The following is a 21,315-nucleotide window of genomic DNA, read 5'->3' on the forward strand; positions in this document are numbered from 1 at the left end:
TCTCCTTTGTCGATTGTCATTGCGATTGAGCGACGAGCGGGCACTGACTCTCCGACAACGGCTGCGCCGCCTCGGATGCCGGAATGACCTTCTCGATGGTGTAGTAGTCCCAGGGCTTCCTGACCTCGCCGGGGGCCTTGATGCTCGCCATGTAGAACGGATGCATCAGCCAGCCGTCGGCGCGCACAAAACCGTTCTCGACATACATGTCGTTGACCGGCAGCTTCCGGATCTCGTCGGCGACCTTCAATCCGTCCAAGGTCTTGGCCGCAGCGACAGCCTGGAGATAGTGCAGCGTTCCCGAATAGACCGCGGCCTGATCCATGGTCGGCATCGCATGGTGCTGCCCGAAGAAGCGCTCCGACCAGGCACGGGTCTTGTCGGTGCGGTCCCAGTAGAACGGTGTTGCAAAGGTAAGACCCTGCACGTTGGCGATCCCAAGCGCGTGCACATTGGTGATGTAGGTCAGCGGCACCACGATGTGCTGCCCGCCCTCGGCGATGCCGAACTCCTTGGCCTGCTTCAGGGCGTTGGTGGTGTCCTCGGCGGCGGAGATCAACCAGATCACCTTGGCCTTTGACGCCACCGCCTGCAGCAGGAACGAGCTGAAGTCGGGATTGTTCTGCGGGAAGCGCACCGAGCCCAACACCTTGCCCCCGGCCGCCTTGATTGCACCCGCCGCAGCATCCTCCATCGCCTTGCCGAAGGAGTAGTCGGCCGAGAGAAAGAAGAACGTATCGAGCCCGCGCTCGATCAACGGTTTCGGCAGCGGCGCCGAAATGGCGTAAGCGTTGAGCGACCATGAGAACGCGGTCGCCGCGCAGGCCTGCTGAGTAATTGCCGGGCTTCCGGTCACGCCGTGGATGACGATCTTGTTGCGCGTCCGAGCCAGTTCCTGGACCGCGAGCGCCACCGCCGATTGCGCGACGTCGACGACGACGTCGGCGCCGCCATTGTCGAACCAGTTGCGGGCGATCGCCGCGCCCACATCGGGCTTCGCCTGGTGATCGCCCGAAATGACCTCGACGGGACGATCCAGCACTCTGCCGCCGAAATCCTCGACCGCCATCTTCGCGGCGAGCACCGAGCCCGGTCCCATGATGTCGCGGTACATCCCGGACATGTCGGTGAGCACGCCGATCCTGACCGGTTGCACATCCTCCGCCCGAAGCGGCGTCAGCATCGCGCTGCCGAACAGCAACGCGATCGCCGCATTTGTGGCTATTCGTTTCCTCGCCATGACTATCCTCGATGCTCCCCGCTTGGGACGGCATGCATGTGCCGCCCTTCTTTGCTTCAGATGATCCGCCTGGACTTCAGGTCGTCGATCCGCTGCCCGGAGAGGCCGAGCAGACCGCCATAGATCTCCTGATTGTTCTGCCCGAGCGTCGGCGCCGGCGCGGTGTATCCCTTGTGCGTCCGTCCCATCTTGATCGGAAACCCGGCGCCGATGACGCGCTGCTCCAGCGGTTCGGTCGGATGCACGACCGCCTGCAGCATGTCGCGGGCGCCGAGATGGTCCCAGGCGAGGATATCGTCGATGCCGCGGATCTGGCTCGCGGCGACATCGCCGCGATTGAGCGCCTCGATCGCCTCGGCCGTACTGCGGCCCAACGTCCATTCGCTGACGATGCCGTCGATGACCGCATTGTTGGCGACGCGCCAGCCGGTGTTCATGAACTTCGCGTCCGCGGCGAGGTCCAGCCGGTCCATCACGACGAGCAGCGCCAGCCAGTCTTCGTTGGTGGCGGCGCCGAGCGCGATCGCGCCGTCCCGCGTGGCATAGGTGTTGAAAGGCGAGAACCGCATGATGCGGTTGCCCTGCCGCGGCGCCATTCCCATCTGCGGATAGCAATCCAACGGCTCGTCGAGCACCAGCGACAGCAGGCAGTCGGCCATCGCGACGTCGACGAACTGGCCGCGTCCCGACATGCGCTGCTCGGTCAACGCGGCGAGGATGCCGGAGACGGCAAACGCGCCGGTGATGCCATCGGCAAGCGCGGTGCCGGCCTTGCTGGGCCCGGCATTCGGCTCACCGGTGATCGACATCAATCCTGTGGCCGCCTGGATCATCAGGTCGTAGGCCTTGAGGCGCCGGTCGGCACCGGTCGAGCCGTAGCCGGTCAGCGCGCAATGCACGATCGCCGGGTTGACCTGGCGGTTCGCCTCGTAGTCGATGCCGAGCCGCTCGGCGGCGCCGGGACGCAGATTTTCCACCAGGATGTCCGACTTGCGCAGCAGGGCATGGAACAGCTCCATGCCCTCCGCCGTGCGCATGTTCAGCGTGATCGATTTCTTGTCGCGGCAGCGCTTCAGATAGGCGAGGCCGAGATCGCTGTCGTGCTCGCGGTCGAGCGAGACGCCGTCCTTGCCGAGGAATGGCGGCCCGGTCATGGTGGGATCGCCCTGCTCCGGGGTGTCGATGCGAATGACCTCGGCGCCGAAGCCCGCCAGCATCAAGGTCGCGAACGGACCCGAATAGAACCGGGTGAGATCGAGAACGCGGACCCCGAGCAGCGCGCCCTGCCTCGTCATTGTCGGGCTCGCCGCCATCTGCAATTTCCCTTCCCGCTTGCTGCGCTGTCGTTGTCTTCATCGTTGACGCCGCGGGCATATAGGTCAAATATTTTCCGATCCGGATTATTGATGCAGAAATGGAATGAATGATGCGCGAGCGACGCCCACGCGGGTTCGAGGTCAGCCTCAAACATCTTCGCGCCGCCAACTCGGTCGCGGTCTATGGCAGCTTCACCGCCGCTGCCGCCGACCTCGGCATGACCCAGTCGGCGGTGAGCCGTCTGGTGCTTCAGCTCGAACGACAGCTCGGCGTCTCGCTATTCCTCAGATCGACGCGCAATGTCATCCTGACCGCACCGGGCCGCGAGTTCACGGCGTCGATACAGCGCCTGCTTGCCGATCTCGGCGCCCAGGTCGACAACGCCCGCGCGCTGGGCGAACAGATCAAGGGGCGCCTGATCATCTCGTGCCTGTTGTCACTCACGCACCATGTGGTGCCGGAAGCCGTGCTGAAATACAGGAAGGCGCATCCCGGCGTCGAAATCCACCTCCGCGAGGGTCTCGGCAGCCAAGTCTATGAGGACGTGCGCAGCGGCTTTGCCGACTTTGGCGTCGGCAACGTCACCGCGCTCGGCCAGGAGGTCGTCAGCGACGACGTGGTGCAGGAGTCCTGCTTCGCGATCCTGCCTTCGCGCCATCCCTTGCGAGACAAGAGCACGCTGAGCCTCCGCGAATTGCGCAACGAAGCGTTCGTCTCGCTTCCGACCGGCTCGGGCCTGCGGCAGCAGATCGACAGCGTCGCGACCGCCAGCGGCATCGTGCTCAAGCACAGCACCATCGTCGAGCAGTTCGGCACGCTCTACGACTTCGTCGGCGCCAATGTCGGCATCTCGATCGTTCCGGCCTCGGCGTTGCCGCCGCGCGCCCCGCGCGGCGTGATCGTCAAGCGCCTGGTCTCGCCGCCGCTGGTTCGCAAGATCGGAATCCTGCGGCTGAAGAACCGCCCGCTGACGCCGGCCGCGACCGGATTTCTGGATATCTTCCGGCCACTATTCCTGAGCGCATCACGGCGATAGCCCAACAATCCCAAGAATCATTTGAGATTCGCGGCGGAGCCTGATTAGGTTCGACGATGCCGTCTGCCCCGCGCCGCCATTGGTGCGCCTAGCGACGGCCATGCCGAACCGACAGGGCCCGACCACCGATGAGCAAAGCGCGACGGACACGACCGACGATTCGTGACGTCGCGGCCGAGGCCGGCGTCTCCGTCTCGAGCGTCAGCCGCACGCTCAACGGCGGCATCTATACCAGCGCGGAACTGCATGCCCGCATCATGCGCGCGGTGAAGCGTCTCGGGTTCGAGCCCGACCAGGCGGCGCAGGCGCTGCGCTCGCGGGCCTCCAACACGATCGGCTGCATGGTGGCTGATTTCTCCAATCCGCACTACACCGGGATGGTGAGCGCGGCGGAGGAGGAGTTCCAGCGCGCCGGCTTCCTCCTGATGCTGGCTGCGACCAAGCACGAGGAGGCGCGCGAGGCGGCGTTCCTGTCGGCGGTGCGGCGGCGCCAGATGGACGGATTGCTGCTGTTCGCCGGCGACAATTCCCACAAGGACTTCATGAAGGGGCTGGCCACGCTCGACCTGCCCTGCGTCACCGTCGATCGCGAGGTGCCGGATAGCGTCCCGGTTCGGGTCGATCATCGCGGCGGCGCGCTGGAGGCGACGCGCTATCTGATCAGCCTCGGCCATCGCCGGATCGCGCTGCTCACCGGCAGCGCCGCGGTGCTGCCGAGCACGGAGCGGCTCGCCGGCTACCGGCAGGCGCATCGGGAGGCGAAGATCGAGGTCGACCCGATCCTGATCCGCCCGCACGTGCAGGGCGCCAACACCGCCTTCAGCTCGGTGTGCCAGTTGCTGCAAATGACAAAACCGCCGACCGCGATCATCTCGCTCGGCACCAGCATGCTGGCCGAGGTGCTGGAAGCAATCACCAGCAATGGCCTGCGCTATCCGCAGGACGTCTCGATCGTGTGCAGCGGCGACACCGATCTCGCCCGCCATGCGACGCCCGCGATCTCGGCCTTGAGCTGGGACATGAACGAGGTCGGCCGCACCGCCGCGCGGCTGCTGCTGGAGCGCATCCGCGACAACGACAAGGCCGGCAGCAGCGCCCCGGTGTTCCTGCCGACGCGCCTCATCCTGCGTCATTCCTGCGCCAAGCCGGCGACGCCCACGCGCGTACGGAAGTAGTCCGGCGAAACGCCTGGATACTGGAAACGGTTCCAGCGTCGCTCTATCCACGTCATTGCGAGCGAAGCGAAGCAATCCACTGCTGCCGAGCGTGCGGAACGGTGGATTGCTTCGCTGCGCTCGCAATGACGGAGGCAGACGGCGCTCTCAGCACAGCACGAAACCCTCATAGCCACGCTGCGCAATCTGCGCGATCCGATGCCGATAGCCCTGGCCGACATAGGGCATGAACACCCGCGGCTTGCCCGCGATGTTGGCGCCCTGGTACCAGGAATTGGCCTTCGGATAGAGCGTGCGGCTGGCGGCGTCGGCGACATGCGCCATCCAGGCGCGCTCGGCGTCGCGTTCCGGCTCGATCCGCGTCTGTCCCTTGGTACGCATGCTGCCGAGGCAGGCCGTGATCCATTCGACATGGTTCTCGCAGGCGTGGATCACATTGCCGATGACCGAAGGGCTACCCGGCCCGGTCACGACGAACAGGTTCGGAAAGCCCGACACCATCAGGCCGAGATAGGCGCGAGGGCCATCGGCCCAGGCCTCCTTCAACGTCGCGCCGTCCCGCCCGCGGATCTGCATCGCGGCGAGCGCCCCGGTCATCGCGTCATAGCCCGTCGCCAGCACCAGCGCATCGAGCGTAAAGGAGCGCGTCGCGGTCTCGACACCGGTCTCGGTGACCGTCGTCAAAGGCTCCTTGCGCAGATCGACCAGCTCGACATGCGGCAGATTGTAGGTCGCGAAATAGCCGGTATCGATGCAGATGCGCTTGACGCCGAGCGGATAATCCTTCGGCGACAGCGCCTCCGCCGTCGCACTGTCGTGCACGATGCCGCGGATCTTGTCGCGGACGAAATCGCAGGCGACGTCGTTGACAGCCTCGTCGGTCAGGATGTTCGGGAACGCGGTCAGGATGCCGCCGCCGCCCTGCTCCCACAGCTGCTCGTAGCGCGCCCATTGCGCGTCACGCTCGGGCACCGGCGCGTCGAAGGCATTCGCAGGAACCCGTCCGAACTCCGGCGTCTCGAGGCTCTCGCGATATTTCGCGATCATGGGCTCGGCGGCGGCGATGTCGGAATCTGACAGCGGCGCATTCCGTGCAGGCACCGAGTAGTTCGGCGTGCGCTGGAATACGGTCAGGCGGCGTGCCGCCTTTGCGACCATCGGGATCGTCTGCACACCCGAGGAGCCGGTGCCGATCACGGCGACGCGCAGCCCGGAAAAGTCGATCTCCCGATGCGGCCACTGCCCGGTGTGATAGACCGGCCCGCGAAAACGCTCGATGCCCGCGAGCTTCGGCTTGTTGGGAACCGAGAGATTGCCGGTCGCCATCACGCAAGTCGATGCGACGATGCAATCGCCGCGATCGGTGCGCACGGTCCAGCTCTCGCCTGCCTCGTCCCAGTCGGCATCAGTCACGCGGGTATCGAAGCGGATCAGCGAGCGCAGCTCAAAGCGGTCGGCGACATGCTGTGCGTAGCGCAGAATCTCCGGCTGGGCGGCGTACTTCTCGCTCCAGCGCCATTCCTGCCGCAGCTCCTCCGACCAGGTGTAGGAATAAAGCAGGCTCGGTATGTCGCAGCGTGCGCCGGGATAGCGATTCCAGTACCAGGTGCCGCCGACGTCGGATGCGGCCTCGATGCCGATCACCTTCAGCCCGAGCTCGCGCAACCGGTAGATCGCATAGAGCCCGCCGAAGCCGGCGCCGACCACGACGGCATCGCATTCGGCGACCAATGGCGGCCTCGCGCCATGGTCCGGGCTCGTCTGCTCCAGTCTGCTCATTTGTCACATCTCTCCGGCCGCAGGAATATTGCCATCGGTGGGAACGCACGCTAGTCTGGAAACGTTTCCAGACCGGAAGCGCATACGATAATTGTCGCCGGGCGTCAACGCACCGGCCCCGAAGGGAGCCGCGCGTACGTCACAAGGCGATCAGCTGATATCGGGGAGTAACTCAGGGATGTTGAACGGTTTTCATCTTCGCGCGTGCGTAGCAATTGCGGCGACGATCGGCGCGCTGTCGCCGGCGCTCGCGCAGAAGAACTACGGCCCGGGGGTCTCGGATTCCGAGATCAAGATCGGCAACATCATGCCCTATAGCGGCCCTGCGTCCGCCTATGGCGCGATCGGCCGGACCGAGGCGGCCTATTTCAGGATGATCAACGACCAGGGCGGCATCAACGGACGCAAGATCAACTTCGTCAGCTATGACGACGGCTTCTCGCCGCCGAAATCGGTCGAGCAGGCGCGCAAGCTGGTCGAGGGCGACGAGGTGCTGCTGGTGTTCCAGCCGCTCGGCACCGCGCCCAATGTCGCGATCCAGAAATACCTCAACGGCAAGAAGGTCCCTCACCTCTTCATCGCGTCGGGCGCGACGCGGTTCGGCGATCCCCAGGGCTTTCCTTGGACGATGGGCTGGCAGCCGAACTACCAGAGCGAAGGGCGGATCTACGCCAAATACATCCTCGACAAATTTCCGAACGGCAAGATCGCCGTGCTCTGGCAGAACGACGATGCCGGCAAGGATGCGCTCAAGGGGCTGCGCGACGGTCTCGGCGACAAGGCGAGCAGCATGATCGTCGCCGACAAGTCCTACGAGCTGACCGATCCGACGCTGGATTCGCAGATCGTGGCGCTGCGGGCCTCCGGCGCCGACATCCTGTTCACTTGGGCGGCGCCGAAGGGCGCGGCGCAGACCATCAAGAAGGTTGCCGAGCTCGGCTGGAAGCCGACCTTCTTCCTGACCTCGACCGCGACGTCGGTCGCCTCCGTCATGCGCGCCGCCGGCATCGAACATTCGCAAGGGATCATCTCGGTCGCTTACCTCAAGGACCCGACCGACACGATCTGGAACGATGACGCCGAAACCAGGGAATGGCGCGCCTTCATGGACAAGTACATGCCCGACGGCGACAAGACCAACGGCAATCACGTCTATGGCTACGCCGCCGCGCAAACGCTCGCGCAGGTGCTGGGGCAATGCGGCGACGATCTGACACGCGACAACGTGATGAAGCAGGCCGCCAGCCTGAAGGACTTTGCGCCGAAGATGATCCCAGGATCAACACCAGCACGACGGACTTCCGTCCGATCGAACAGTCGCAGCTGATGCGGTTCGAAGGCGAGAGCTGGAAGCTGTTCGGCAACATCATCACCGGCGAGGTCGGCAGCGAATAGGGCCGCTCTGCTGTGCCCTCTATTCAATGAGATGTGGGACGAGACGCAAAGCTGGGGCAATTCGTGTCGCGAGAGCGCGCAAGTATGTCTCACAGACCGTGCAACAAACTCGATGTCGTCCCTGCGAAAGCAGGGAGCCATAACCACAAATAGTCGTTATTGCGCAACGCCGGAACGACGGGTCCCCATCACAACACCCGCCGCGGAGTATGGGTCCCTGCTTTCGCAGGGACGACACCGAACAAGCTGTTCGACGGCTGGATCAGAGCTCGCGCACTCCCCGCCTCTACCCGGCCGGCGTCAGGATCGCCTGCTGTGCCGCGTGCCAGCTCGCCTCGTCGGGCGCGCAGAGCAGGCCCCCGGTCAGGTTGACCGGCTTATAGGGCGATCCGTCGAAATGCGCGCTGTAGCCGCCGGCCTCGCGATGCAACAGCCAGCCCGCGGCGTGATCCCACGGCATCAGCTTGTTGTAGAACAACAGATGGCAATGGCCGGACGCTGCCATCCGATACTCATGCGCGGCGCATCGGAGCCAGGCGCTGGCGCCGAGCTTGGACAGATTGCCGTCGACAATTCCGCGCAGTGGCTCCGGCAGAAAGTTGACGCCAACCACCGCATCCATCTGCTTGACCGGCACCGCCGCGGCCACCTTCAAATCATGCCGCCTGCCGTCCGGCATCTCGAGCCACGCGCCCTCGCCGCGCAGCGCGAACGCGGTGTCGTTGCTGACGGGATCATGGATCGCACCGAATACGATCTCGCCGCGCACGGTAGCGGCCACCATGGTGCCGAACAGCGGCAGGCTCGAGGTGAAGTTTCTCGTGCCGTCGATCGGGTCGATGATGAAGGCGAGCTCCGCGGTTCCGATTTGACCGACCGCGGCCGGATCCCACGCCGTGGCCTCCTCGCCGATGATCACGGCATTCGGAAACGCCCGGAGCAGCGCAGCCGAGATCGCCTGCTCGGCAAGCTCATCGGCTTCGGTCACGACGTCGAACGCCGATGTCTTGGTGCGGACCTCGATCTCCCGCACGCGGCGGAACCGCGGCATGATCTCGGTGCGCCCGACCTCGGCGAGGATGTTTCCGATGTTCAGCGCATCGGCATGGGACAGTTTCACGAGGCATTCTCCTGCGTTGCGCCGGCATCCTATCGCAGGATCATGACTGGGCGGCAGTCATCGTCGCTGGTTGTAGACATCGATGCATACGGCGCCCAGCAGGACGAGGCCCTTGATCACCTGCTGGTAATCGATGCCGATGCCGAGGATCGACATGCCGTTGTTCATCACGCCCATGATCATGGCGCCTACCACAGCGCCGCCGACCCGGCCGACGCCGCCATAGGCCGAGGCGCCGCCGATGAAGCAGGCGGCGATCACGTCGAGCTCGAAGCCGAGGCCGGCCTTCGGCGTCGCGGTGTTGAGGCGGGCAGCGAACACCAGCCCGGCGAGCGCGGCCAGCACGCCCATGTTGACGAAGGTGAAGAAGGTCAGCCGTTCGGTCTTGACGCCCGAGAGCTTCGCCGCCTTGGCGTTGCCGCCGACCGCATAGATCTGCCGGCCGATCACGGTCCGCCGCGTCACAAAACCGTAGAGCGCGATCAGCACCGTCATGATGACGAGCACGTTGGGCAGGCCGCGATGCGAGGCGATCAGATAGGTGAAATAGAGCACCGCGCCCGCCAGCGCGATGCTCTTGACGATGAAGAATGCGTAGGGCTCGACGTCGATGCCATGGGCCTGCTCGCGCGCCCGGCCCTTGGCGCTCGCGAGCACCAGCGCGAACGCCAGCACGACACCGATCAACAGCGAGGTCGGATAGAGCGTGCCGGCGCTCGGAAACAGCTCGGGGATGAAGCCCGACGACAGCTTCTGGAAGGTCGGCGGAAACGGCCCGACCGACCGGCCCTGCAGCACCGCAAGCGCAAGGCCCTTGAACACCAGCATGCCCGCCAGCGTCACGATGAAGGACGGAATCTTGAAATAGGCGATCCAGTAGCCCTGTGCCGCGCCGATCGCGGCACCGATCACGAGACAGATGATGAAGGCAATCGGGTAGTCGACATGGTAGGTCACCATCAGCACCGCCGCGACCGCGCCGACGAATCCGGCGACCGAGCCGACTGAAAGGTCGATATGTCCGGTGACGATCACCAGCAGCATGCCGAGCGCCATGATCACGATGTAGCTGTTCTGTAGCACGAGATTGGTGAGGTTGACCGGCTGCAACAGCGTGCCGTCGGTCACGATCTCGAAGAACAGCATGATCGCGAGCAGCGACAACAGCATGCCGTAGTTGCGCAGATTGTTCTTGATGAAGCCGGAATGCTTGGGGGTCTCGGGAAGTGACACCGTCTTGTCGGTCATTGTGCTCCGCCTCCCGCCCGCGCCTCACCGGCAAGCGCGCCGTTTCCGGACATCCTGACATTGCGCATGATGGCGCGCATGATCTTCTCCTGCGTCGCGTCGCCTTTCGCGAACTCGCCGACGAAGGCGCCGTCATTCATCACGCAGATCCGATCGCAGATGCCGAGCAATTCCGGCATTTCCGACGAGATCACCACGACGCCCTTGCCGGCCTCCGCGAGCTCGTTGATGATACAATAGATCTCGTATTTTGCCCCGACGTCGATGCCGCGGGTCGGCTCGTCGAGCAGCAGCACCTGCGGGTCGGTCATCAGCCATTTCGACAGCACCACCTTCTGCTGGTTTCCGCCCGAGAGCTGCCCGACCTCCTGATAGACGTCGGAACAGCGGATCCGCATCCGGCTGCGGTAATCGCTCGCGGCCTTCAGCTCGACCACATCGTCGATCACGCCGCGATCAGCCACCTGGCGAAGGCTCGCCAGCGTCACGTTCTTGCGGACGTCGTCGGCGAGGATCAATCCGAGCTGCTTGCGGTCCTCGGTGACATAGGCGAGGCCGGCATGGATCGCAGCCGGCACGCTGGTGAGGTTCGCCTCGCGTCCGTCGAGGCTGATGCTGCCCGTGATGTTGTAGCCCCAGGCCCTGCCGAACAAGCTCATGGCGAACTCGGTGCGGCCGGCGCCCATCAGACCGGCGATGCCGACCACCTCGCCGCGGCGCACCCCGAAATCGACATTCTTGATCACCTGCCGGGCGGTGTGCAGCGGGTGAAACACCGACCAGTTCTGCACCGTCATCACGGGATCGCCGATCGCGACGCTCCGCTCGGGGAAGCGATGCGCGAGATCGCGGTTGACCATGCTGCGGATGATCCGGTCCTCGTCGACCTGCTCCGTCCGGCAATCGAGGCTGTCGACGGTGCGGCCGTCGCGCAGCACCGTGATCCGGTCGGCAACGCGCGCGACCTCGTTCAGCTTGTGCGAGATCAGGATCGAGGCGATGCCCTGCTCGCGGAAGGTCACCAGCCGGTCCAGCAGCGCGGCACTGTCGGACTCGTTGAGGCTCGCGGTCGGCTCGTCCAGGATCAGGAGGCGCACCTTCTTCGACAGCGCCTTGGCGATCTCGACCAGCTGCTGCTTGCCGACGCCGAGATCGGTGATCAGGGTATCAGGCGATTCCCGCAGGCCGACCTGTGCCAGCAGCTCCGCCGTCCGCCGGTACACCGCATTGCGGTCCACCACCCCGAACCGCGACGGCGCGCGCGACAGGAAGATGTTCTCGGCGATCGACATCAGCGGGATCAGCGCCAGCTCCTGGTGGATGATGATGATCCCCAGCGCCTCGGAGTCATTGATATCGCGGAACCGACGCTCCTCGCCGTCGAACAGGATCGACCCTTCATAGCTGCCGGCGGGATACACCCCGCTCAGCACCTTCATCAGGGTCGACTTGCCCGCACCGTTCTCGCCGACCAGCGCGTGGATCTGCCCGGCTTCCACGGTGAAACTGACGTCGCGCAAGGCCTGCACGCCGGCAAAGCTCTTGCTGACGCCACGCATCTCAAGCATCGCCGTCATCGCATCACGTCCCGCAACGTCACTCGTCCTCGGCGCTATCAGCCCCGCTCGCCGCCTTAGTCGAATTGCGAGCGCTTGTAGTAGCCGCTGTCAATCAGGACTTTCTCCCAATTGGTCTTGTCCACCACCACCGGCTTGAGCAGATAGGACGGAACCACCTTGACGCCGTTGTTGTAGGTCTTGGTGTCGTTGACGGTGACCTCCTTCTTGCTCAGCACGGCATCGACCATGTCGGCCGTGACCTTGGCAAGATCGCGGGTGTCCTTGAAGATGGTCGAGTATTGCTCGCCGCGCAGCATCGCCTTGATCGAGGGCACCTCGGCGTCCTGGCCGCTGATATACGGCATCGGCTGGTCCTTGCTGCCGTAGCCGACACCCTTCAGCGAGGAGATGATGCCGATCGACAGGCCGTCGTAAGGCGACAGCACGGCATCGACACGCTTCTTGCCGTAGAAGGCGCTGAGCAGATTATCCATGCGGGCCTGTGCGGTCGCGCCGTCCCAGCGCAAGGTGGCGACCTTGTCCATGCCCATCTGGCCGCTGCCGACCACCAGCTTGCCGCTGTCGATATAGGGCTTCAGCACCGACATCGCCCCGTCGTAGAAGAAATAGGCGTTGTTGTCGTCGGGCGAGCCGCCGAACAGCTCGATGTTGAAAGGCCCCTTGCCGTCCTTCAGCCCGAGCGCATTCACGATCGAGCTCGCCTGCAGCACGCCGACCTGGAAATTGTCGAAGGTCGCGTAATAGTCGACATTCGGCGTGGCCCGGATCAGGCGGTCGTAGGCGATCACCGTGATGCCCTGCGCCTTGGCCTGCTTCAGCGCGTCGGACAGCGTGGTGCCGTCGATCGCCGCGATGACCAGCACCTTGGCGCCCTTGGTCACCATATTCTCGACCTGGGAGAGCTGGTTCGGGATGTCGTCGTCGGCATATTGCAGGTCGGCGCCGTAACCGCGCTCCTTCAGCACCTTGACCATGTTGTTGCCGTCGTCGATCCAGCGGGCCGAGGATTTGGTCGGCATCGCGATGCCGATGGTCGGTTTGCTTTGGGCGAACGCATCCGGTGCGGCCGTGGCGAGACCTGCCAACGCCAGTGCGATCAACGAGACCTTCAATTTGAACATGCTTCGCTCCCTTGGGTTTTTTGAGTTGAGGGTACCGTTGCCGTGGACCGCGTCAATCGACGGCTGTCATTCGTGCGCTGGCCGCAGATCTACGGCGATGTCGGATCGGCGCCGGGGCCGTCACGAACCGAAATCGCGGAATGTCGATTGAACCCGCCAACTGCGTCCATGCTCACTCCGCCCGGTCAGCCATGTCGATCCTGCAATATCGGGCTCACCCGCGAGCCATGTCGTGGGACGAACGGGGTCTCGGAATGACGTGGAGGACCATAAGGCGCCTGTCTCCCCGAACTGTTGGCGAGCGCCGGCGCCCAGAACTTTTGGTGGTGCGATACCGCCTCAAGCAACCTTTGGTGGATGCCACCTCTCCTATCCGGACGCAAGCACCGACCGACCATTTATTTAGATATCCAAATAAATAGGACGAGGACATGGAGGGTCACGAGGCGCTATCTCCCGAAACCGTTGGCAAACCTCACCATTCTCTAGGTGCGGCACTGCTAATGGCAACCATTGGTGGGATTGTGCCCCTACTATGCTAAGGAGGCAAGCGCCATTTATTTAACCTACCGAATAAATTAATCCGAAGATGCCGGCCGGCGACAGCGACCTTCAGGCGTCGATCTCAGAGAGATCGTCAACAACAAGCAACGCTCCGGCGAAATCGTCGTCGCTGAAATAGGCGCTGCGGGTAATGACCACGGGGATGCCCGCCTGCGCGGCGGCGGCGAGGCCGTTGCCGGAATCCTCGACCGCGATGCAATCCGCAGGTCCAAGTCCGAGCCGCGCCAGGACCTCGACATAGACGTCCGGAGCCGGCTTCTTCCGCGGCACGTCGTCGCCGGCGACGATCGCCTCGAACAGATCGGCCCAGTCCAGCCCCAAGGCGACCGACAGCAGCGCATCGATATTGCCGTGCGAGGTCGTCGTGGCGATCGCCAGGCGCTGGCCGCGGCTGCGCGCGCCGGCGAGCCAGGCCCGCACGCCCGGCCGTAACGGGCAGCCGCCTGCTGCGATCAGCGCAGCGTAGCGCGCGGTCTTGATCGCGTGCAGGCCAGCGATGTCGGCGAATGTCAGCATTGGGACCGCGTTGCGCTGGTCGAAGGCGCGGATGCGCTCCTTGCCGCCCGCGACCCGCAGCAGCCGCCCGTAGGTGACCTGGTCCCAGAACCAGTCGAGGCCGGCCTCGGCGAACGCCTCATTGAAGGCGCGGCGATGCACCTCCTCGGTTTCGGCGAGCGTGCCATCGACATCGAAGATCAGGGCACGCGCGTTCGCAACGATGTCGCGCATCCCGGCGCTCCTGATGACGGCGAGCGCCTGGTTCATCGTCCCTCGCCCGCCGCGCCGGCCCCTTTCGCGAACACGCGGCTGGCAAGCACGTCGCCGGCCTCGATCGACATCACGTCGTCGGCCGTGAGCGTGCGGTCGAGCTTCGCGACGATCCGGTTGGCCTGGCGCAGCCGGATGCGGTCGAGCGCGTTGCGGATCGAGCGCGCATTGGAGAACAGCGGCTGTCGCTTGCGGATGCCGATGTACCGGGTGAAGGCCTCGCGTGCTTCCGGGGAGAAACGATAATTCTGCTGCTGCAGCATCAGCTCGGCGATCCAGAGCAGTTCGCCGTCCGAATAGTCGGGGAAGTCGATGTGATGGGCGATGCGGGAGCGGAATCCCGGATTGCTCTGGAAGAACTTCTCCATGCGATCGCCATAGCCGGCCAGGATCACCACCAGATCCTCGCGCTGCTGCTCCATGATCTGCAGCAGGATCTCGATCGCTTCCTGGCCGTAGTCGCGCTCGTTCTCGGGACGGTACAGATAATAGGCCTCGTCGATGAACAGCACGCCGCCCATCGCCTTCTTCAAGATCTCTTTCGTCTTCGGCGCGGTGTGGCCGATATATTGCCCGACGAGATCATCGCGCGTGACGCTGATGACGTGGCCGCGGCGCACGAAGCCAAGCTTGTGCAGGATGCCGGCCATCCTGAGCGCAACCGTGGTCTTGCCGGTGCCGGGGTTGCCGGTGAACGACATGTGCAGGGTCGGAAACGTCGTCGCCAGCGCCATCTTCTGCCGGATGCGTTCGACCAGCAGCAGCGAGGCGATCTCCCGAATGCGGGTCTTCACGGGCTTGAGGCCGATCAGCTCGGAATCGAGCTGGTCGAGCACGTCGCCGATGCCGAGGTCGGCGAATTCATGCCGGAGGTCGATGGTTGCGAGCGGCGTTTCACGGATTTGTTCTTTAATTTGTTCTTGCGCTTGGGTCATCATCCTCTCGCTTCAAGAAAAGCTCCGTCGCCGCTGCGGCGACGACGGAGAAGTGCATCCGGACCAGACGGTCGAGGGAGCAACCCGCCTGGCTTTTCAGCCGGACGCGGTCACAGATCGGCGTAGCGTTCGCCCTCGGCGCGCGCTGCCGCATAGGCATGGGTCGAGTAGCGCAGGTTGCGTCCAACAGCCTCTTGGCGGTCGAGCCGGAAGCCCGGCTCCTGGCGCGGCCGGTTGACGATGAAGGAGATGCGAACCGACTCCCAGCCCGGGCTGGAATCGAAGCCGGAGATCCGGATATAGCGATCGCCATAAACCCGCCGGCAATCGGCGAGCTCCTTCATGATGCCGGCCGCATCGCGCAGGTCGAACATCGGCAGGCCCCACATGTCCCAATAGGTGTTGCGGGGGTGCGGGTCGTCGGTGAACTCGATGTTCACCGCCCAGCCCTTGTCGAGGCAGTATTGCACCTGCGCGGCGATCTGCTCATCGGTGAGATCGGGCAGGAAAGAGAAGCAACCTTGGGTCACGCGCATGAGAAACTCCTGTCAGACCGCCATGCTCGGCGTGGGAACGAAATCGGGGGCGTCGGTCGACTCGTAGTTGAAGGTGACGTCCTTCCAGACGTCGAGCGCCTCGCGCAGCGGTGTGCAGCTCTGCGCCGCCTTGGCCAGGATCTCCGGTCCCTCATGGACGTAGTCGCGGCCCTCGTTGCGGGCGAGGATCATCGCTTCCAGTGCGACGCGGTTGGCGGTGGCGCCGGCCTGGATGCCGCGGGGATGGCCGATGGTGCCGCCGCCGAACTGCAGCACGACGTCCTCGCCGAGCAGGTCGAGCAGCTGGTGCATCTGGCCGGCATGAATGCCGCCGGAGGCCACCGGCATCAGCTTGTTGAGGCTCGCCCAGTTCTGGTCGAAGAACACGCCGTGCTCGAGCTGCAGCGGGTTGAAGTCCTCGCGGCAGATGTCGTAGTAGCCGCGCGTGGTGTTCGGATCGCCCTCGAGCTTGCCGACCACCGTGCCGGCATGGATGTGGTCGACACCGGCGAGCCGCATCCATTTCGCGATCACGCGGAACGAAACGCCGTGGCTGCGCTGCCTGGTGTACGTCGAGTGACCCGCCCGATGCAGATGCAGGATCATGTTGTTCCGGCGCGCCCACTTCGCCATCGACTGGATCGCGGTGTAGCCGATCACGAGATCGATCATGACAATGTTGGAGCCGAGCTCATGGGCGAACTCGGCACGCTCGTACATGTCCTCCATGGTCGCCGCGGTGACGTTGAGATAGGTGCCCTTGATCTCGCCGGTCGCGGCCTGCGCGCGGTTGACCGCTTCCATGCAGTACAGGAAGCGCTCGCGCCAGTGCATGAAGGGCTGCGAGTTGATGTTCTCGTCGTCCTTGGTGAAGTCGAGCCCGCCTTTCAACGCCTCGTAGACGACGCGGCCATAGTTGCGGCCGGACAGGCCGAGCTTCGGCTTCACGGTGGCGCCGAGCAACGGACGGCCGAACTTGTCGAGCCGCTCGCGCTCCACGACGATACCGGTCGCCGGGCCCTGGAAGGTCTTCACATAGGCGGTCGGCAGCCGCATGTCCTCGAGCCGCAGCGCCTTCAGCGGCTTGAAGCCGAACACGTTGCCGATGATCGACGCCGTCAGGTTCGAGATCGAACCCGGCTCGAACAGGTCGAGGTCGTAGGCGATATAGGCGAAATAGCTGCCCGGCGAATTCGGCACCGGATCGACGCGATAGCATTTCGCGCGATATTTCTCCGCGGCCGTCAGCCGGTCGGTCCACACCACGGTCCAGGTCGCGGTCGAGGATTCACCGGCCACCGCCGCGCAGGCCTCGGTCGGATCGACGCCGTCCTGCGGCGTGACACGGAACAAGGCGATGACGTCGGTGTCCTTGGGCTCGTAGTTCGGCTCCCAATAGCCCATCCGCTTGTATTCCATCACGCCGGACTTGTAGCGATCCTTGCCGCGAACCGTGATCGACTGCTGTATGTTCATCTCAATCTCCTGTCGTTCGTCGCCGTCTGCTCAGGCGGCCTGGGTCATCTTTCCAATCTGCGGGTCGAGCGCGCCGGCGCGATAGCGGCGGGCCATCTCCGGAAGGGACACCACCTTGATCCTGGCGGCATTGCCGGCGGTGCCGAATTGCTCGAAGCGGTCACGGCACAGTTCGCGCAGCGCATCCATCGCAGGCTTGAGGAATTTGCGCGGATCGAACTCGCTCTTCGACTGGACGGCGACCTTGCGGAAAGCGGCGGCCATCGCAAGCCGGCAATCGGTGTCGATGTTGACCTTGCGTACGCCGTGCTTGATGCCGCGCACGATCTCCTCGACCGGCACGCCCCAGGTCTGCGGCATCTCGCCGCCGAACTCGTTGAACATGTCCTGCAGCGGTTGCGGCACCGAGGACGAGCCGTGCATCACCAGATGCGTGTTCGGCAGCCGCGTATGAATCTCCTCGACCACGCGCATCGCCAGGATCTCGCCGTCGGGCCGGCGCGTGAACTTGTAGGCGCCATGCGAGGTACCCATCGCGATCGCGAGCGCATCGACCTTGGTGGCACGGACAAAATCGACTGCCTGGTCCGGATCGGTGAGCAGCTGATCCTGGCTCAGCTTGCCTTCGACGCCGTGGCCATCCTCCTGCTCGCCGCCGCCATGCTCGAGCGAGCCGAGCACGCCGAGCTCGCCTTCGACCGACGCGCCGACCCAGTGCGCCATATCCACCACCCTGCGGGTGATATCGACATTGTAGTCATAGTCGGCCGCGGTCTTGGCGTCAGCCTTGAGCGAACCGTCCATCATGACGGACGTGAAGCCATAGCGGATCGCGGTGGCACATGTCGCCTCCTCGTTGCCGTGATCGAGATGCAGGCACAGCGGGATCTGCGGATGCATCTCCTCCAGCGCATCGATCATCTTCGCCAACATGATGTCGTTGGCGTAGGACCGCGCCCCGCGCGAGGCCTGGATGATGACCGGCGCATCGCAGGCGGCGGCCGCTTCCATGATGGCGAGGCCCTGCTCCATGTTGTTGATGTTGAAGGCCGGCACGCCGTAGCCGCGTTCGGCGGCATGGTCCAGCAACTGCCTCAGTGTGATCCGCGCCATCGTGGCGTCCTCCTTTCAATTCGCTCGTTGCATGAGCTGTTTTGCCGCCGCGACAACTGCCGCAGAGGTGATACCGAATTCGCGGTAGAGCACGTCGGCCGGCGCGGACGCACCGAAGCCAGTCATGCCGATGAACACGCCGTCGTCGCCGAGCCAGCGGGCCCAGTCGCCCTCGACCGCGGCTTCGACGCCGACGCGCGGGGCGCTGCCCAGCACCTCTGCGCGGTAGTCGCTCGGCTGCTGGCGGAACAGATCGAGGCACGGGGCCGAGACGACCGCGGCCTTTACCCCTGCTTCCGCCAGCAGCTTTGCGGCTTCGAGCGCGATCGCCACCTCCGAACCCGTTGCAATCAGGGTGACGTCACGCGCGAAGGCAGGCTCGACGAGAACGTAGGCGCCGAGCGCGACCTGATTGTCCTTGCTGCCGTCGCGGACCGTCGGCAGCGCTTGCCGCGACAGGCAGAGGATCGACGGCGAAGTCTCGGCCCGTAGCGCGCAATCCCAGGCTTCCGCCGTCTCGACCGCATCGGCGGGGCGAAACACCAACACGTTGGGAATTGCGCGCAGCGCGGCCAGATGCTCGACCGGCTGATGCGTCGGCCCGTCCTCGCCGAGCCCGATCGAGTCATGAGTCATCACATGGATGACGCGGATGCCCATCAGCGCCGCAAGGCGGATCGCCGGCCGGCTGTAATCGGCGAAGCTGAGGAAGGTGCCGCCATAGGGAATGAACCCGCCATGCAGCGCGATGCCGTTCATGGCCGCCGCCATGCCGTGCTCGCGGATGCCGTAATGGATATAGCTGCCGCCCCGCGTTTCCGGCCGCACCGAAACCTGCGACTTCGCCAGCGTGAGGTTGGAGTGCGTGAGATCGGCCGAGCCACCGAGCAGGTTCGGCAGGGCTTCCGCGATCACGTCGATGACCTGTTGCGACGCCTGCCGGGTGGCGAGTTTCGGCCGTTCGGTCGCGAACCGATCCACGAGCTTGGCCATCGCCTCGGTATAGGCGCAGGGCAGTTTCCGGTTCAGCGCGTCGTGGAACGGAGAGCGCTCGCCCTTCTCTGCCTTGCAGGCGCCGCGCGAGCGCTCGATCCAGGCGCGCCGCGCGTCGCGGCCGCGGCCGCCGAGTTCGCGCCACTCGGCCAGAACGGCATCGGGGATCTCGAAGGCCGGATACGGCCAGCACAGGGCGGCACGGGTCTTCGTCACCTCATCGGCGCCGAGCGGCGCACCGTGCACCTTCTCGCTGCCCTGCCGGTTCGGCGCCCCGAACCCGATCACCGTGCGGCAGGCGATCAGCGACGGGCGATCGCTGGCGCGCGCCTGCCTGATCGCCGCAGATATAGCCTGCGGATCGTGGCCGTCGATCCGGCAGACGTTCCAGCCGCTGGCCGCAAAGCGCGCCGTCTGGTCGTCCGAGCACGACAGCGAGGTGGCACCGTCGATCGATATCTGGTTGTCGTCGAACAGCACGATCAGCCGGTTCAGCCGCAAATGACCGGCCAGCGAGATCGCCTCATGGCTGAGGCCCTCCATCAGGCAGCCATCGCCGGCGATCACATAGGTGTAGTGGTCGACGAGGTCGTCGCCGAAGCGGGCGTTCATCAAGCGCTCGGCGAGGGCCATGCCGACCGCAGTCGCGATCCCCTGCCCGAGCGGTCCGGTCGTGGTCTCGACACCCGGCGTATGGCCATACTCGGGGTGTCCCGGGGTTTGCGATCCCCACTGCCTGAAGGCCTTGAGCTGATCGAGCGTCATGCTCTCGTAGCCGGTCAGATAGAGCAGCGCATAGAGCAGCATCGAGCCGTGCCCGGCCGACAGCACGAAGCGGTCGCGGTCGGGCCAGGCCGGATCGGCCGGGTCGAACTTCAGGAAATCGGTGAACAGCACGGTCGCGACATCGGCCATGCCCATCGGCATGCCGGGATGGCCGGACTTCGCCTGCTCCACCGCGTCGACGGCGAGGAAACGGATGGCATTGGCCATCTCGTCGTGGCTGACGTCGGGCCGGCTGGCAACGGACGCAAGTGCGGTCATATCGTTCGCCTCTTTCGTTCGATCAATTGCAGGATCAGCGGGGTCAGGATCAGCTGCATCGCGAGATCGAGCTTGGCGCCGTGCACCACGATCGAATTGGCGCGCGACATGAAGCTGTTCGGGATCATCGAGAGCAGATAAGGGAAATCGATGCCGCGCGGGTTCTTGAGCCGGATCACGACCATCGATTCATCAGGGGTCGGGATCCAGCGCGCGATGAACGGGTTCGAGGTGTCGACCGTCGGCACGCGCTGGAAGTTGATGTCGGTCTCGGTGAATTGCGGGCAGATGTAGTTCACATAATCCGGCATGCGGCGCAGGATGGTGTCGGTCACCGCCTCGGTGGAGTAGCCGCGATGGCTGCGGTCGCGATGCAGCTTCTGGATCCATTCGAGGTTGATGACGGGCACGACGCCGATCTTGAGGTCGGCGTGTTGCGCGACATTCACCCTGTCGGTGACCACGGCGCCATGCAGCCCCTCGTAGAACAAGAGGTCGGAATTCTCCGGCAGCGCCTCCCATGCGGTGAAGGTGCCGGGCTTGGCGCCGTAGAGCCGCGCCTCCTCCTCATCGTGCACATAGTGCCGCGTCGTTCCGGTGCCGGTCTCGGCGTAGTCGCTGAACAGCTTCTCCAGTTCCTCGAACAGATTGGTCTCGGGGCTGAAATGGCTGAAGTGTTTGTTGCCGCGCTCGGCTTCCTCCGACATCATGCTGCGCATCTCGGCGCGATCGTAGCGGTGGAACGCGTCGCCCTCGATATAGGCTGCGACCACGTTCTCGCGGCGGAAGATATTCTCGAACGTCTTCTTCACCGAGGTGGTGCCGGCGCCGGACGAGCCGGTGATCGAGATGATGGGATGTCGACGAGACATGCG

16 protein-coding genes and 1 pseudogene are annotated in these 21,315 nt (G+C 64.7%); 3 read left to right on the top strand and 14 right to left on the bottom strand.

What is annotated here, in order from left to right; translation table 11 throughout:
• Positions 1 to 16 precede the first annotated feature (16 nt).
• Entirely contained in the window at positions 17 to 1,240 is a 1,224-nt protein-coding gene (locus XH92_RS29415) for an ABC transporter substrate-binding protein (RefSeq protein ID WP_194455246.1), read from the bottom strand.
• A gap of 56 nt (positions 1,241 to 1,296) precedes the next feature.
• On the bottom strand, positions 1,297 to 2,535 hold the full coding sequence (locus tag XH92_RS29420) for a CaiB/BaiF CoA-transferase family protein (RefSeq protein ID WP_194455247.1): 1,239 nt from the start codon (positions 2,533 to 2,535) through the stop codon (positions 1,297 to 1,299).
• Between the two features lie 131 nt (positions 2,536 to 2,666).
• Here XH92_RS29420 and XH92_RS29425 point away from each other — a divergent pair, with 131 nt between their 5' ends.
• The gene (locus XH92_RS29425; protein WP_194455248.1) at positions 2,667 to 3,593 is read left to right on the top strand and encodes a LysR family transcriptional regulator; all 927 of its coding nucleotides are present in this window, start codon (positions 2,667 to 2,669) and stop codon (positions 3,591 to 3,593) included.
• A 128-nt stretch (positions 3,594 to 3,721) separates the two neighbouring features.
• On the top strand, positions 3,722 to 4,768 hold the full coding sequence (locus tag XH92_RS29430; protein WP_194455249.1) for a LacI family DNA-binding transcriptional regulator: 1,047 nt from the start codon (positions 3,722 to 3,724) through the stop codon (positions 4,766 to 4,768).
• 147 nt (positions 4,769 to 4,915) lie between these two features.
• Here XH92_RS29430 and XH92_RS29435 read toward each other — a convergent pair whose 3' ends face one another.
• Positions 4,916 to 6,547 (bottom strand): NAD(P)/FAD-dependent oxidoreductase, encoded by a 1,632-nt coding sequence (locus tag XH92_RS29435; protein WP_194455250.1) that lies wholly within the window; start codon positions 6,545 to 6,547, stop codon positions 4,916 to 4,918.
• A gap of 178 nt (positions 6,548 to 6,725) precedes the next feature.
• Between XH92_RS29435 and XH92_RS29440 the strand changes: the two are divergent.
• Positions 6,726 to 7,942: pseudogene (locus XH92_RS29440) on the top strand (ABC transporter substrate-binding protein).
• Between the two features lie 286 nt (positions 7,943 to 8,228).
• On the opposite strand, the gene XH92_RS29445 reads toward XH92_RS29440, so the two are convergent.
• The 11 genes from XH92_RS29445 to XH92_RS29495 form a co-directional block, all read right to left on the bottom strand.
• On the bottom strand, positions 8,229 to 9,062 hold the full coding sequence (locus XH92_RS29445; protein ID WP_246787722.1) for an inositol monophosphatase: 834 nt from the start codon (positions 9,060 to 9,062) through the stop codon (positions 8,229 to 8,231).
• A gap of 57 nt (positions 9,063 to 9,119) precedes the next feature.
• Positions 9,120 to 10,310, bottom strand: a complete 1,191-nt coding sequence (gene mmsB / locus XH92_RS29450; RefSeq protein ID WP_194455251.1) for a multiple monosaccharide ABC transporter permease — start codon at positions 10,308 to 10,310, stop codon at positions 9,120 to 9,122.
• On the bottom strand, positions 10,307 to 11,887 hold the full coding sequence (mmsA, locus tag XH92_RS29455) for a multiple monosaccharide ABC transporter ATP-binding protein (RefSeq protein WP_194455252.1): 1,581 nt from the start codon (positions 11,885 to 11,887) through the stop codon (positions 10,307 to 10,309). Before mmsA ends, mmsB begins: the two co-directional genes overlap by 4 nt.
• A gap of 56 nt (positions 11,888 to 11,943) precedes the next feature.
• A complete protein-coding gene (gene chvE / locus XH92_RS29460; RefSeq protein ID WP_194455253.1) occupies positions 11,944 to 13,011 on the bottom strand; it encodes a multiple monosaccharide ABC transporter substrate-binding protein in 1,068 nt (355 codons plus the stop codon).
• 612 nt (positions 13,012 to 13,623) lie between these two features.
• On the bottom strand, positions 13,624 to 14,340 hold the full coding sequence (locus XH92_RS29465) for an HAD family hydrolase (RefSeq protein ID WP_194455254.1): 717 nt from the start codon (positions 14,338 to 14,340) through the stop codon (positions 13,624 to 13,626).
• The gene (gene cbbX / locus XH92_RS29470; protein ID WP_194455256.1) at positions 14,337 to 15,278 is read right to left on the bottom strand and encodes a CbbX protein; all 942 of its coding nucleotides are present in this window, start codon (positions 15,276 to 15,278) and stop codon (positions 14,337 to 14,339) included. The genes XH92_RS29465 and cbbX overlap by 4 nt, the downstream gene beginning before the upstream one ends.
• Before the next feature lie 110 nt (positions 15,279 to 15,388).
• A complete protein-coding gene (locus XH92_RS29475; RefSeq protein WP_194455258.1) occupies positions 15,389 to 15,814 on the bottom strand; it encodes a ribulose bisphosphate carboxylase small subunit in 426 nt (141 codons plus the stop codon).
• A gap of 12 nt (positions 15,815 to 15,826) precedes the next feature.
• Positions 15,827 to 17,290: a form I ribulose bisphosphate carboxylase large subunit gene (locus XH92_RS29480; RefSeq protein WP_194455259.1), complete on the bottom strand. Its 1,464-nt coding sequence runs from the start codon at positions 17,288 to 17,290 to the stop codon at positions 15,827 to 15,829.
• 30 nt (positions 17,291 to 17,320) lie between these two features.
• Positions 17,321 to 18,403, bottom strand: coding sequence for a class II fructose-bisphosphate aldolase (fba, locus tag XH92_RS29485; RefSeq protein ID WP_194455260.1), 1,083 nt, complete (start codon positions 18,401 to 18,403; stop codon positions 17,321 to 17,323).
• Positions 18,404 to 18,418: 15 nt separating this feature from the next.
• The gene (gene tkt / locus XH92_RS29490) at positions 18,419 to 20,440 is read right to left on the bottom strand and encodes a transketolase (RefSeq protein WP_194455261.1); all 2,022 of its coding nucleotides are present in this window, start codon (positions 20,438 to 20,440) and stop codon (positions 18,419 to 18,421) included.
• Positions 20,437 to 21,312 (bottom strand): phosphoribulokinase, encoded by an 876-nt coding sequence (locus XH92_RS29495; RefSeq protein ID WP_194455262.1) that lies wholly within the window; start codon positions 21,310 to 21,312, stop codon positions 20,437 to 20,439. Before XH92_RS29495 ends, tkt begins: the two co-directional genes overlap by 4 nt.
• Positions 21,313 to 21,315 lie beyond the last annotated feature (3 nt).

It is taken from the genome of Bradyrhizobium sp. CCBAU 53421, from assembly GCF_015291625.1.
Classification (GTDB): Bacteria; Pseudomonadota; Alphaproteobacteria; order Rhizobiales; family Xanthobacteraceae; genus Bradyrhizobium.